General features: G+C 65.0%; 11 protein-coding genes. 3 read left to right on the forward strand and 8 right to left on the reverse strand.

Going from position 1 to position 12,131, the window contains the following annotated elements:
• The 4 genes from HPY83_18865 to HPY83_18880 all read right to left on the reverse strand — a co-directional run.
• Positions 1-139, reverse strand: a 139-nt coding sequence (locus tag HPY83_18865) for a helix-turn-helix domain-containing protein (protein NPV10012.1), incomplete at its 3' end; no start/stop codon positions are given.
• Between the two features lie 329 nt (positions 140-468).
• A complete protein-coding gene (locus HPY83_18870; protein ID NPV10013.1) occupies positions 469-903 on the reverse strand; it encodes a transcriptional repressor in 435 nt (144 codons plus the stop codon).
• Between the two features lie 3 nt (positions 904-906).
• Positions 907-1,119, reverse strand: coding sequence for a hypothetical protein (locus HPY83_18875; GenBank protein NPV10014.1), 213 nt, complete (start codon positions 1,117-1,119; stop codon positions 907-909).
• Positions 1,109-1,318 (reverse strand): CooT family nickel-binding protein, encoded by a 210-nt coding sequence (locus tag HPY83_18880; GenBank protein NPV10015.1) that lies wholly within the window; start codon positions 1,316-1,318, stop codon positions 1,109-1,111. The genes HPY83_18875 and HPY83_18880 overlap by 11 nt, the downstream gene beginning before the upstream one ends.
• Positions 1,319-1,544: 226 nt before the next feature.
• Between HPY83_18880 and HPY83_18885 the strand changes: the two genes are divergently transcribed.
• Both HPY83_18885 and HPY83_18890 read left to right on the forward strand, forming a co-directional pair.
• Positions 1,545-3,266 carry a hypothetical protein gene (locus HPY83_18885; GenBank protein ID NPV10016.1) on the forward strand — a complete coding sequence of 574 codons (1,722 nt, stop codon included), beginning with the start codon at positions 1,545-1,547 and terminating at the stop codon, positions 3,264-3,266.
• A 126-nt stretch (positions 3,267-3,392) separates the two neighbouring features.
• Positions 3,393-4,307, forward strand: a complete 915-nt coding sequence (locus tag HPY83_18890; protein ID NPV10017.1) for a methyltransferase domain-containing protein — start codon at positions 3,393-3,395, stop codon at positions 4,305-4,307.
• An 825-nt stretch (positions 4,308-5,132) separates the two neighbouring features.
• Here the strand turns inward: HPY83_18890 and HPY83_18895 are convergent.
• From HPY83_18895 to HPY83_18910, 4 genes are all read right to left on the reverse strand, one after another.
• Complete coding sequence (locus HPY83_18895) at positions 5,133-6,935, reverse strand: ABC transporter ATP-binding protein (protein NPV10018.1); 1,803 nt, start codon at positions 6,933-6,935, stop codon at positions 5,133-5,135.
• Positions 6,936-7,014: 79 nt separating this feature from the next.
• Positions 7,015-8,769, reverse strand: a complete 1,755-nt coding sequence (locus HPY83_18900; protein ID NPV10019.1) for an ABC transporter ATP-binding protein — start codon at positions 8,767-8,769, stop codon at positions 7,015-7,017.
• A 3-nt stretch (positions 8,770-8,772) separates the two neighbouring features.
• Complete coding sequence (locus HPY83_18905; GenBank protein ID NPV10020.1) at positions 8,773-9,249, reverse strand: MarR family transcriptional regulator; 477 nt, start codon at positions 9,247-9,249, stop codon at positions 8,773-8,775.
• 811 nt (positions 9,250-10,060) lie between these two features.
• Positions 10,061-10,453 carry a hypothetical protein gene (locus HPY83_18910; protein ID NPV10021.1) on the reverse strand — a complete coding sequence of 131 codons (393 nt, stop codon included), beginning with the start codon at positions 10,451-10,453 and terminating at the stop codon, positions 10,061-10,063.
• 229 nt (positions 10,454-10,682) lie between these two features.
• On the opposite strand from HPY83_18910, the gene HPY83_18915 reads away from it, so the two are divergent.
• Positions 10,683-12,131 (forward strand): HAMP domain-containing histidine kinase (locus tag HPY83_18915; GenBank protein NPV10022.1); only part of this gene is annotated, 1,449 nt, incomplete at its 3' end.

Below are 12,131 nucleotides of genomic sequence, written 5' to 3' on the forward strand. Positions count from 1 at the left end.
AGCGCCTCAACCATTTGTAGCCGGTCTGGCGGCTGACGCCAAACTCCTCACACAGGGCGCTGAAGGGACGGTCCTCTTGATGGACCAGAACTACGAAACGGATGCGTTCTTCCATGGCTGAGCTCTCCTTCCAGGGCATGCTCCCCTCCTGTGTGCGCATGGGGAGTATGCCCCAAGAGTGTCAACCATGTCCTGATAGAAAGTGTCAGCGATGTCGTGATACTGAACATCTCGTATTCGCCCGACCGACCGGTGATGGCGTACAGGCACCGGATCGGCTCATGGGGTAGGCATGCTGCCATCAGTCCGCCACGGTGTCCGGGCCCCTGACGCCCTGAGAACAGGCCCCTGTACGCCGCCGTTCACATTACCGACATGCATCCAACCGAGGCATGAGCTCAGGCCCGTGGGACGAACAGCGGCTCCGGGCTGGACCCGGAGGCCAGGCCGTAGGGCCAGCCGAGCGCTCTAGGGGGTCCGGCGGCACTCCGGGCACAAGCCGGGAATGGTCACCTGGCCTAAGTCGGCGTCGAAGCCATACTGCTCCCGCAGGTATTGCCGCAGGGCGGCGAGTTCCTCCTCGTCCACGCCGTACAGCCGGCCGCACGAGCGGCAGAGCAGGTGGGGATGCGGGCTCTCGGCACCGAGGAACTCCCATAGCCGCTCCTTGCGGCCGGTCTCGATGCACTTGACGAAGTCTATCTCCGCCAGGACTTCGAGGGTCCGATAGACGGTGACCAGATCCAGCCCCGGATCGCGCCGGCAGGCCCGCTCGTGCAGCGCCTCGGCGGTGGTGGTGCGTTCGGGCAGCTCGTGCAGGGCCCGCAGCACGACCTCCCTCTGGGGGGTGAGCCGGAAGCCGTGGGCCCTCAGCTCATCGCGGAACTTCTCGTAGCAGGACACCGCCTATCCCGCGCCTTCCAGGGAGGCGAGCGCCGCCTCCAGCTCAGCGATGGCCTTCTCCATGGCCTGGGCCGCGGCCATGATCCGGTCGGCGGCGCTCTCGCCACCGACGCCACGGACGCGCTCGGCCCAGCGGCGGAACTCCTCAGCGTGCTCGGCGTTGTGCTCCATCCAGTGGGGCAGCAGCACCTTCAGCCGTTCCCGCTCATCCGCCATCGCTTGCCTCCTCGACGGGCACCAGGTCCACAATGTGCTTGAGGAAGTCCACCCTCCTCACCCGGCCCCGCACCACTTGAGGCTCGTCGAAAAAGGTGGAAAGGCGCACCCCTTGGGGCACCTCCTCCAGCATGATCACATCTTCAGCCACCAGCTCGGGCGAGCCGTTGGCCGTCAGGTAGACCTTAGCCTGGCACATGGACGCCCCCTGACAAGTGATGCGTGACCGGCAGCGTGCAGCACACCTGGCCCACGCATCATGCACCACTACTCACGTATCACTTGTACATATCACTTCGGACTGACCCGTGCCTGCCGCCACGGGCACCGACTCTGACACGATACACCCGCCTTGGGGTACCCGCAAGGAGCGCGAAGGGAACGTTCGCTGTCATGGGCCGCAGGGCGTGGGTATAATTGGCAGTATGACGTACCAACCCTCCTCCACCTGGTTCCTGGCCTCGGCCCAGCGCCGGCTGCGCGAGCTGCGCCGGCTGCGCGAGATCGTACGCGTCCTGGGGCGCAATGGCCTGGACTTCGTGGTGCAGGAGCTACGACTCCTGGACATCATCCCCCGGCGACTGCTGCTTCGGGCGGCGCGCCCGCGCCCCGAGGTCGGCCGCATGACCCTGCCCCAGCGGGTGAGGCACACCCTGGAGGAACTGGGGCCGACCTATATCAAGATCGGGCAGATCCTGGCCGGACGGGCCGACGTGCTCTCGCCTGAGTATCTGGACGAACTGGCCCGGCTGTGGGATCACGCCCCGCCCGAGCCGCCTGAGACCATCGCGGCGATCATCGAGCAGGAGTTGGGAGCGCCGCTAGACGAGTTCTTCTCCCAGTTCGACCGTCAGCCAGTGGCGGCAGCCAGCCTGGCACAGGTACACCGGGCCTGGCTTCCCGACGGACAGGTGGTGGCAGTCAAGGTGCAGCGGCCCGGCATTCAGGAACTGGTCCAGGCGGACCTCGACATCCTGCGCGATCAGGCCAGCTTTCTGGAGAGCCGCCTCGCGGTGGCTCGCGAGCGCCACCTGGCCGATCTGGTGGAGGAGATATCTTTCGCCCTCCTGAACGAGCTCGACTTTGCCCTGGAAGGCCGCAACGCCGACCGGCTCCGCCACAACCTACGCCGACTCGACTTCGCCCACGTGCCCCGCGTATACCACAACCTCACCACCCGGCGGGTGCTGGTCACCGACTACGTGGAGGGCATCCGACTCACCGATAGGGAGGCGCTCCGTCAGGCAGGCTACGACCTGCGGTCCGTGGCCGCCTTGGGCACCCAGATGTACATCCAGATGATCTTCGAGGATGGCTTCTACCACGCCGATCCGCACCAGGGGAACATCCTGATCAGCGACGACCGCATCTCCCTGGTGGACTTCGGCACGGTCGGCTACCTCACTCCTGAGATGCGCGAGAGCCTGGGGGCCATGCTCATGGCCTTTGTAGAGCAAGACCCTCAGCGGATGGCGACGGTCATGCTCCGTATGGGAGCCATGCAGGAGTACGGCCGAGTGGAGGCGCTGGAGCAGGCACTGCGCCGGCTGCTGCTCCGGTTCCACGGCATCGAGCTGAGAGAGGTGTCGCTGGGCGAGCTACTGACGGAGATCTTCGGCACCGCCCGGGAATATCGCATCCTGGTGCCTTCCGAACTGGCGCTGCTGGCTAAGACGCTCATACTCCTCGATGGGGTGGCCCGCCAGCTGTACCCCGAGTTCAAGATGGTGGAGGAAGTCCGACCCCATCTCGAGGAACTGGCGCGGAGACGTTTCCGTCCCTCGCAGCTGGCTCGTGAGGGACTGGACTTCGCCGAGCAGGCCCGGCACCTGGTGCAGTCCCTGCCGCTCCGAAGCGATCTCCTCTTGGAGCGACTAGAGCAGGGCCGCATGGTGTTCGGGGTGGAGGTGCAGCGGCTGGAACAGGTCACTCGACGGATCAACGACCTGGGGAACCGGCTCTCCTTCGCCATCGTGGTGGCAGCGCTGGTGCTGGGCTCGTCCATACTGCTGGCCGCTGGGCCGGACGTGGCCATCTGGCGGATACCGCTGGTGAATGCCCGCGTCCCTATCGGTGCCCTCACCTTCCTGGCTGCGGGCTTCTTCGGGTTCTGGCTGCTGATCTCGATCTTCCGCTCGCGCAAGTGAAGCGAGCAGCATGTTTCACGTGAAACACTCGCCGACCGCGGCCCGCCCGATGACCTCCGCCGTCACACACCAGGTGCACGCTCCAGCCAACAACCGTTTCACGTGAAACAGAGACCGGGAGAGACGATGCGGGAGTTCTGCGACTACGAAGGCAGCGACTATAGACAGCGCTTCTGGACCAGGGAGCGTCAGTACGAGGACCTGGTAGAGCGGCAGGCGCTGGCGGCCTTGCTGCCTGCGCAGGGCGGGGCCGTCGCCGAATTGGGGGCAGGCTTCGGCCGGCTGGCGGCCTTGTACGCCGGCTATGAACGCGTCTTCCTGGTGGACTTCTCCCGCACCCTGCTGCGCCAAGCTCGCGAGGATCACGCCCATGATCCCCGGTTCACCTACGTGGCGGCAGACATCCGGCGCCTCCCTCTGGCCGCCGACGCCTTCGACGCCGTGGTCACCGTGCGCGTCCTCCATCACCTTCGCGACATACGCCCCGCCCTGGCCGAGGCCCATCGCATCCTGCGGCCGGAGGCGCCCTACCTGCTCGAGTTCGCCAGTAAGCGCCATCTCAAGGCCGTGATCCGCTACCTGGCCCGCCGCCAGCCCTGGAACCCTTTCACCCTGGAACCGGTGGAGTTCGCCGAGCTCAACTTCGATTTCCATCCCGCCTACATCCGCACCCACCTGGCCGACGCCGGGCTGGAGGCCGAGCGATGGAGCGCGCTCTCCCTCTTCCGTTGGGCTCCCCTCAAACGGCGCTTCTCGCCGCGGAGCCTGGCCGGCCTCGAGAACCTCCTGCGCCCGCTAGCGTCGCTCTACCCTCTCACGCCCAGCATCCTGGTCCGGGCTCGGGCCCGCAAGCCGGCTGCGCCCGAGCCCTCTCACCTGCTGGGCTGCCCGCACTGCCACGGCCCCCTGGAGGAAGAACCGCGCCGGGTACTGTGCCCCGCGTGCCGGCGGCAGTGGCCGGTCAGCGGGGGAATACTGGACTTCAAGGAAGAAGGGCAGCCCCTGGAGCGGATGCCCGGGCCTCGGGTGCAGCGGGGCTGACCATCAGCCGCGGACTTCTCGGACGTCGGCCAACTGCTGGGTGTTCCGCCCGGCTTGGCAGGGTCCTATCTCGCTCGCCCTCCGATGCGAGCATCATCTGGAGGACTCTATCGCGCGCGCTTCTATCAGAGCCGAGGTGTACAGGTAGGGAAGACGTTACTGGTTCTGGGTGCTCTTGCCCTGCTTGCGGCCGCTTGCAGTTGTGGGCCCGGTTCCGGGCCCACGTCCCTTCCCCAGCCAACGGTGGTGAGCCTCACCGTTGCCGGCCGGCGCACCGGCGTCCGCTTCGCCGTCATGGACGTTGAGGTACCTGTCTACGAGGGGGTGATCGTTGCCTTCGAGAAGGACAGCCTAGACCTGGGATGACTTCCTCGAGAAGGCCGTTGCCCTGACCGTCGGGCAGGGGGAAAGCAAGCAGTACGGCCCCGCCCTGCAGGGGCGGAGCCCGATCCGGCCACTGGCTTCCTGCCGCCGCTGAGGCAGCCATGAACGCGCTCGAGTTCGGAGTCACCTCGTGAAGGGGACGGGCGGGGCGAGACTGGTCCGGGGTTGGGGGCACCTCGCCATGCGCACTCCTCGGTAGGCCCCACCCATCACGAGAAGTGCTCCGCCTGGGGAGTGCGGCTCCGCATCCTCTTCCAGCCCAAGACAGCCGCTTGAGCACACGCGGCGTCTGAGCCAGAATGCGAGCGAACCTGGCCGGGGCGGTACGGGCGCCGTCTTCGCGTCCGGTGTAGAAGGCCCTGGGACCGACCCGCCCGCCCCACACCCCGGCCGCAGGCCCTCAGCGGCGGCCTGCAGCTGCCTGCTTGCTCGATCCCTCGCTCACGCCAGGGCCATCTGGGTGTGGTAGAGCCGGCTGTAGAGGCCGCCCGCGGCCACCAAATCGTCGTGCGTCCCCTCTTCCACGATGCGGCCGCCCTCCAGGGCGATGATACGGTCCACCTCGCGCACCGTCGCCAACCGGTGGGCGATGACGATGGCGCTGCGCCCTGATAGCAGCTCGTTCATGGCTTCCTGGATCAACCGCTCCGTCTGAGTGTCTACACTCGAGGTGGCCTCGTCCAGGATCACCAAACTGGGTCGAGTCAACATAACCCGAGCCAGACAGATGAGTTGGCGCTGGCCCAGGGAGAGGTTCACCGCCCCTTCCTGCACCCAGGTGTCGTAGCCCCGGGGCAGGGCCTCGATGAAGATGTCGGCCCGGGCCAGGCGGGCCGCCTCCCGCACTTCCTCGTCCGTGGCCTCGGGGTTGCCGAAGCGGATGTTGTCAGCGATGGAAGCGGCGAAGAGGAAGGGTTCCTGAGGCACCACCCCCAGTTGCCCTCGCAGAGAGGCCAAGGTAACTCCCCTCACGTCGTGGCCGTCCAGGAGCACGGCCCCTGAGTCCACGTCGTAGTGGCGGGCGGCCAGCTTGGCGATGGTGCTCTTGCCGGCCCCGGTGGCCCCGACGATGGCCACCCGCTCCCCCGGGGCCACGCGGAAGCTAACGTCGCTCAAAACCGGCTCCTTCCGGTCATAGGAGAAGTACACGTGGCGGAACTCCACTTCCCCCCGCAGTGGGGGGAGTTCCACCGCATCCGGCGCGTCGAGGATCGCAGGCGGGGTGTCCAATAGACGCAAGATGCGCTCACCCCCGGCGGCTGCCGCCTGGACGGTGGTGAAGAGCTGGCTCAGCTCCTGGATGGGCGTGAAGAAGCGGGTGACGTAGTTGAGGAAGGCCACGATAGTCCCTACCGACACCAGGCCGGCCGCCGCCCAGAGCCCCCCGAACCACAGAACGATGAGCGACGCCCCCGCCGCCAGCAGGTCTACCCCTGGTCGGAAGGCGAAGGCTAGGGCGATAGCGGCTATGTTGGCGTCTCGGTTCTCGCGGTTGGTGTGCTCGAACTGCCTGATGGCGCGGTCCTCCTCGGCGAAGGCCTTGATCACCCTCACGGTAGACAGGTCCTCGGCCAGGCGGCCCACCATCACCCCTATCTTCTGCCGGGTAAGGCGATAGGTGCGGGCCGCCCGGTGGGAGAACCACCAGGTCAGCAGAACCATCAGGGGAAGGACTGAGAACGAGAGCAGGGCCAGCCGGGCGTTGAGGGCGAGCATTATGCCGATGATGCCGGTGAGCATGAGCACGTCAGCTACTAGGGTGACGACGCCGCTGGCCAGAAGCTCGTTGATGACGGCCACGTCGTTCACCACATAAGAAATGAGCTTCCCGGCATCCTCGTGGTCGTAGAAGGACATGTCCAGGCGCTGCATGTGATCGAACAGCTGGCCGCGCATGTCCCGAAGCACCGCCTGACCCATCTCCCCCACCAGGAACTCCTGACGGGCGGAGGCGTAGGCGCCGATCAGGTAGGTAGCCAATAGGGCCAGCGCCACCCGGTCCAGCCCCGCTAGGTTGCCGGTGCGGATCTGGTCGTCTATGGCGGAACGAATGAGGTAGGGCCCCAGCAGTTGGGCTCCGGAGGCCACCACCATGACGACCAAAGCCGCCACCAGCGCCTTGCGGTAGGGGCGTACGAACCCGAACAGCCGCACCAGAGCCTTCCAGTTCAGGCCCTCAGCGGCCTCGGCCGCACCGTATGCCCGCAGCATCCCGCCCGGGCCACCCTGTAATCCGGCGCTCATGAAACTCACGAAACTACTCCCGGTACTGACTACTGAGCACTGACTCGCGACCAGTGGAGAGAAGTATTGCCCCAGTCACTCACCACTCACCACTATTCACTACTCCCTGCCTTTCCGGTAGGAGCTGGCTGTGGTAGATGTCGGCATAGAGCCCGGAACGAGCCAGAAGCTCCTCGTGAGTCCCCATGTCCACCAGCCTGCCCTGGTCCAGAAGCAGGATGACGTCGGCCCGACGGGCGGTAGAGACGCGCTGGGCGATGATGAAGCTGGTGCGGCCGGGCATCAGCCGCCACAGCGCCTCCTGGATGAGCACCTCCGTCTCCGAGTCCACGCTGGAGGTGGCATCGTCCAGGATGAGCACCCGCGGGTCCTTGAGCACGGCGCGAGCGATGGCGATGCGCTGGCGCTGGCCGCCGGAGAGCATGACGCCTTTCTCTCCCACCAGGGTGTCGTAGCCCTGGGGCAACTCCATGATGAAGTCGTGTGCCGCTGCCAGCCGCGCCGCTCGCTCGATCTCCTCCTCGGTGGCGTCCGACTTCCCGAAGGCAATGTTCTCCCGCACCGTCCCCCCGAACAGCATGGTCTCCTGTAGGACAATTCCCACCTGCCGGCGGAGGGACTCCAGGGTGACCTTGCTTATGTCAAAACCGTCCATGAGGACCCGCCCTGCGGACGGGTCGTAGAAGCGCATGAGAAGGTTGATGATGGTGGTCTTGCCACTGCCGGTGGGGCCGAGGAGGGCCACCACGCTGCCCGGCTCGATAGTGAAGGACACGTCCTGCAGCACCGGCCGGTCCCGCAGGTAGCCGAAGGAGACATTCTCGAAGCGCACCCGTCCCTCGATGGGAGGGAGGGGCTGAGCATCGGGGGCGTTCTGCACTTCCTCGGGCACATCCAGGATCTCAAAAACGCGTTCGGCACCGGCCACGGATGAGCTGATCATAGAAGTGAGCCAGCCGAAGCGACGGAGGGGTTGGATCATGTTCAGGAGGTAGGCGTTGAAGGCCACCAGAGCGCCCAGGGTGAGAGCACCACCGATCACCAGCCGCCCCCCTGCCCACAGGAGCAGCACAGTGGAGACATCCACCAGGAAGCGGATCTGAGGCTGCCGGGAGGCGGAGAGCCGCACCACGCTCACGTTGTCGGAGAACAGCCGCGCGTTCTCCTCCTCGAAGCGGCGCATCTCAGCTTGCTCCTGGGCGAAGGCTCGCACCACCGCCAGTCCCTTGAGGTTCTGCTCCAACCGGGAGGTGAGCAGAGCCAGGCGGTTCTGAGCCTGCAGGGTCAGGGGACGAATCTCACGAGCGTAGCGCTGCACCACCCACACCATTAGGGGTGTCGCCGCCAGGGAGATGAGCGCGAGCAGCGGGTTCATGGCCACCAGCACCACCGCCGTTCCCAGAGTGGTGAGAGTGGCGTTGGCCAGCATGAGAAGGCCCCGTCCGGTGATGCGCCGCAGCATCTCCACGTCACTGGTGGCCCGAGCCAGCAGTTGCCCCGTCTCTACCTGATCGTAGTAGCTGAAAGACAGGCGCTGCAGCTTGTCATAAAGCTGGTTGCGCATGTCATAGGCGATGCCTTGAGAGACGCTTTCCGTCAGGTACCCCTGCACGAAGACCAGGGCCCCGCGCAAGACGCTCAGCCCAAGCACGATGGCCACCCCACCGGCCAGGAAGCCCCGGTCGCCGGCAATGATGCCCTCGTCCACGATCCTGCCTATCTGGGCGGGGATGATTAGGCCGGCTCCAGCAATACCGAGCATAGAGAGGAAGGCCAGGCTCTCCTGCCAGAGGTAGGAGCGCATGTACGAGAGGATGCGCCAGAAAGCCCTCATCTCCTAGTCTCTAGCGGACGACGCGCTCGTCTGAGCCAGACGTCCTCTTTCCTCCTCGGCAAGAATCTGGTTGAGGGCGGCTACGCCCTGGTTGACAGCAGCCAGATCCTCTTCGTTCAGCCGGTTGAGCACGGAGGCAATGGAGGCCGTGGCCCGCTCCTCCAGCTCGGCCTGTACCTCCCTGCCCTTCTCCGTCAACCCAACGTAGACCAACCTGCGGTCCTCCTTGGAACGCCACCGCTCGACCCAGCCCCGCTCCACCAGCACGTCAAGGATCTTGGTGGCTGTGGGCAGGGTGACTGCGTTCCACTCGGCCAGCTCAGAGACGGTCGCCTCCCCTTCGGTAAGCCGGCGCAGGATACGGTACTGGGAGGGGGATACGCTCACTCCCCCCGATCCCGTCGCCAGATCCGCTTTGACGATACGCATGAGCTGGAGCACCTGGTATAGCAGAGCTGAAGCCACCGAGTTCTGTCCCACCGTCGCACCCCCATGTCAATTACTAACAGTAAGGATACCAAAGCGTCGCGTGCAGTCAAGTCCACACGCTGCCGGGGCTAGGGCCTTCTCAGGTCCGGGGGAGAAGGTGGGGAAGGCTATCGGAGGGGATGCGAAGTGAGACTCGGTCATTGCAGAGCTGCTGAGCCAACAGCAACCGAGGAGGCTCCCATAGGTACAGCACAGAAGTGGCTGGCCGCTACGCGGCAGATGGCACTCCGGTTGCCTTCGACGTGAGCGGCCTGTGGCGCCGTCTGCAGGCGCTGGCGGACGGGCGGCGCCGTCAGGGCAAGCGCTATCCACGGGCGCTAGTGCTGCTGCTGGTGGTGCTGGCCAAGCTGCCGGGGGAAGATCGCCTACTGGCCTCAACTGCGACAGGCTCAGTCAAGGGCACCCTGGACGCCCAGGACCCCGAGGGGGTGCACCTATTGGTTGCCTATATACCAAAGGAAGGCATCGTGCTGCTGCAAGTGGCTGTGGGACACAAAACCAACGAGATAACCGCTGCTGCCGCCTTGCCGGGGGCCCTGGATCTTCGGGACAAGATCGCAGCCGGCGATGCCCTGCACAGGCAACGGGCCCTACTGCCTCCTCCGCCACTGCGCGGCCATTCTGGCCCACGCCTTCGCCCTGCTGTCCCCCGTGCGCCAAGCATGAGAAGAGCCTCTGTTCAATGGCAGCTCATAGACATGCCAGTCTGCTTGGCCAGAGCCACCTCCCCGCGGCAAAGGTATCGCGACACCGCCGGGGTGTCGAGCCGCCCCCGAAGTTGGGACGCAGACCGGACCGTCGCTCAAGATGGGCCACAGGCGGCTGCGTCTGGGTGGCGCAGTTCAGCCTGCAAGTAGTCACTCAGAAGGTCGGCCTTGACTTGATGCAGCGTCTTGCGCAACTGCACCGCTCTGACTTTCAGTGGAAACCAGGCAGGAGAGCAGCCAGCCAGACGATCGCGTTGCGAACGCCCTTTGCGGCATTGACACTTCTCGCTACCAGTCAGTTGCTTGAGCCGCTGGTGCAGTTCTTCGGCTCGCCAACGCACGTCGTTCGCCTCTTGAGCGACCTGCGCGGTCAACGCCTCATCCGGGCCGTTGGTGACCAGCCGGTCAATGTCACCGTCTGGGGCCACCAGGCTGAAGAAGTGTTCCTTGCAGGGTGCTTCCTCGATGCCCTCCCCAGCGGCACGCATGTACGCTCATTGCCGGGGTATGTCCCTCCGGCAGAGTGCCCGGCTGCCTTAGAGTCCAATCGCTGCAAGAGGTGCAACTGATACAGTCATTGCCGACCGCACCAACCGGTCGTACCATGGTGATTGTCTTAGCTCAGCTACCTACCTAGTACTGTCCAGCCAAAAGGGGCACACCCCAGGGCGGCGTGTTCCCCGTCTCGAACGGCGAGATTAGCACGAGGCATCACATATGCGAGCGAATACCGAAACGGTAGGACGCGAGAACTGGACAGACCTTGGCGGGAGCACATTGCGCCAGACGGCTGTGGTATTTGCGCTTGTGAGCTTGGCAGCCTGGCAGCGGGATATCTACGACCCGCATCAAGACCTGCGCTTAGTAACGCTTGTTATCGCCAACGGCACATTGTGTTTGGCACTTGCTGCTACTCATTGGGCACCGACATGGCTGGCTACTGCTCAGGTAAGTTCCTCCCTGCTGGCAGCTTTCGTTGCTCATACCTTGCTGGGCTATGAAGCGGCGGCACCGTTCCTCGTCATCCCCGTGATATTGGCCGCCTTCCAGTTACCTTTCTGGCTGGCGGGGCTCACCGTCCTGGCCGCTTGCCTGCTTCCCCTCAACGCTGCCGATGCCACCACCCAGTGGACGCACAGAATGCTCATCCTCACCGTGGCTGGACTGGTGTTATTGCGCGAGCGCGATGTGCGCCTGGCGCTCAGGCAGGCGTGGAAGCAGGGCGATCAGCTTGCCAATTATGCTCATCAGCTCAGCCTGCGCCAGCAGCAGGTGAACCAACTCAACCACTCCCTGCAAGTTGCCAATGGCCTGCTAAAGCGCAGTCTCACGGAGCTGACCCTAGCCCAGCGGGAGGCGAGTGAGGCTCGGCAGATGAAGGAGCAGTTCGCCACCACCGTGAGTCACGAACTGCGCACCCCCTTGAATGTGATCCTGGGCTTCATCGAGGTTATGCAGCGCTATCCCGAAGCCTACGGGGAGATGAACTGGCCACCCCAGTTGAGACAAGACATCAGCGAGATCGGCGATAGCGCCCAGTACTTGCGCGACCTGGTGGATGACATCCTGGACCTGGCACGAGCACAGGCCCTGAAGATGCCCATCCGCCGCCAGCACACAGACTTGGCCGGCTTGGTGGAGGAAGCAGCAAGCTTGGTGTCCAAATTGCTCCTGGATAGCGAGCGAGTCTGCCTGCAGGTTGCGCTGCCCTCCGATCTGCCTTCTCTGTATATAGACCGCACGCGTATCAAGCAGGTGTTGCTCAACCTGCTGGCCAATGCCTGCCGCTTCACCCCCACGGGCCGCATAACAGTCTCGGTGTCTGTGAATGAGGAGGAGGTGGTCACAGCTGTGTCCGACACCGGCACTGGCATTCCGCCCGACCAACTGGAGAGCATCTTCGGGGAGTTCGAGCAAGCGCAAGGAGCCGCCGGCAACAGCCTCGGCAGTGCCGGCAAGGGGTTAGGGCTGGCCATCGCCAAGCGCTTTGTAGCCATGCATGGCGGGCGTATCTGGGCAGAAAGCGAGGTGGGCAAGGGCAGCACTTTCAGTTTCAGCCTGCCCCGGGCCGAGAAACAGGTGGCGATGTTACCCCCTCCGCCGTTGCTGCCATTGAGCAGCACCCAGACAGACCCCCCGACCGTAGTGGTTGTAGACAACGGTCGG

The organism is Anaerolineae bacterium (genome assembly GCA_013178015.1).
Lineage (GTDB): Bacteria > Chloroflexota > Anaerolineae > DRVO01 > DRVO01 > Ch71.

Coding starts and splice junctions, on each gene's coding strand:
- HPY83_18900 (NPV10019.1), bottom strand. CDS start 8,769: ATGAGGGCTTTCTGGCGCATCCTCTCGTACATGCGCTCCTACCTCTGG.
- HPY83_18890 (NPV10017.1), top strand. CDS start 3,393: ATGCGGGAGTTCTGCGACTACGAAGGCAGCGACTATAGACAGCGCTTC.
- HPY83_18880 (NPV10015.1), bottom strand. CDS start 1,318: ATGTGCCAGGCTAAGGTCTACCTGACGGCCAACGGCTCGCCCGAGCTG.
- HPY83_18885 (NPV10016.1), top strand. CDS start 1,545: ATGACGTACCAACCCTCCTCCACCTGGTTCCTGGCCTCGGCCCAGCGC.
- HPY83_18875 (NPV10014.1), bottom strand. CDS start 1,119: ATGGCGGATGAGCGGGAACGGCTGAAGGTGCTGCTGCCCCACTGGATG.
- HPY83_18910 (NPV10021.1), bottom strand. CDS start 10,453: ATGCGTGCCGCTGGGGAGGGCATCGAGGAAGCACCCTGCAAGGAACAC.
- HPY83_18895 (NPV10018.1), bottom strand. CDS start 6,935: ATGAGCGCCGGATTACAGGGTGGCCCGGGCGGGATGCTGCGGGCATAC.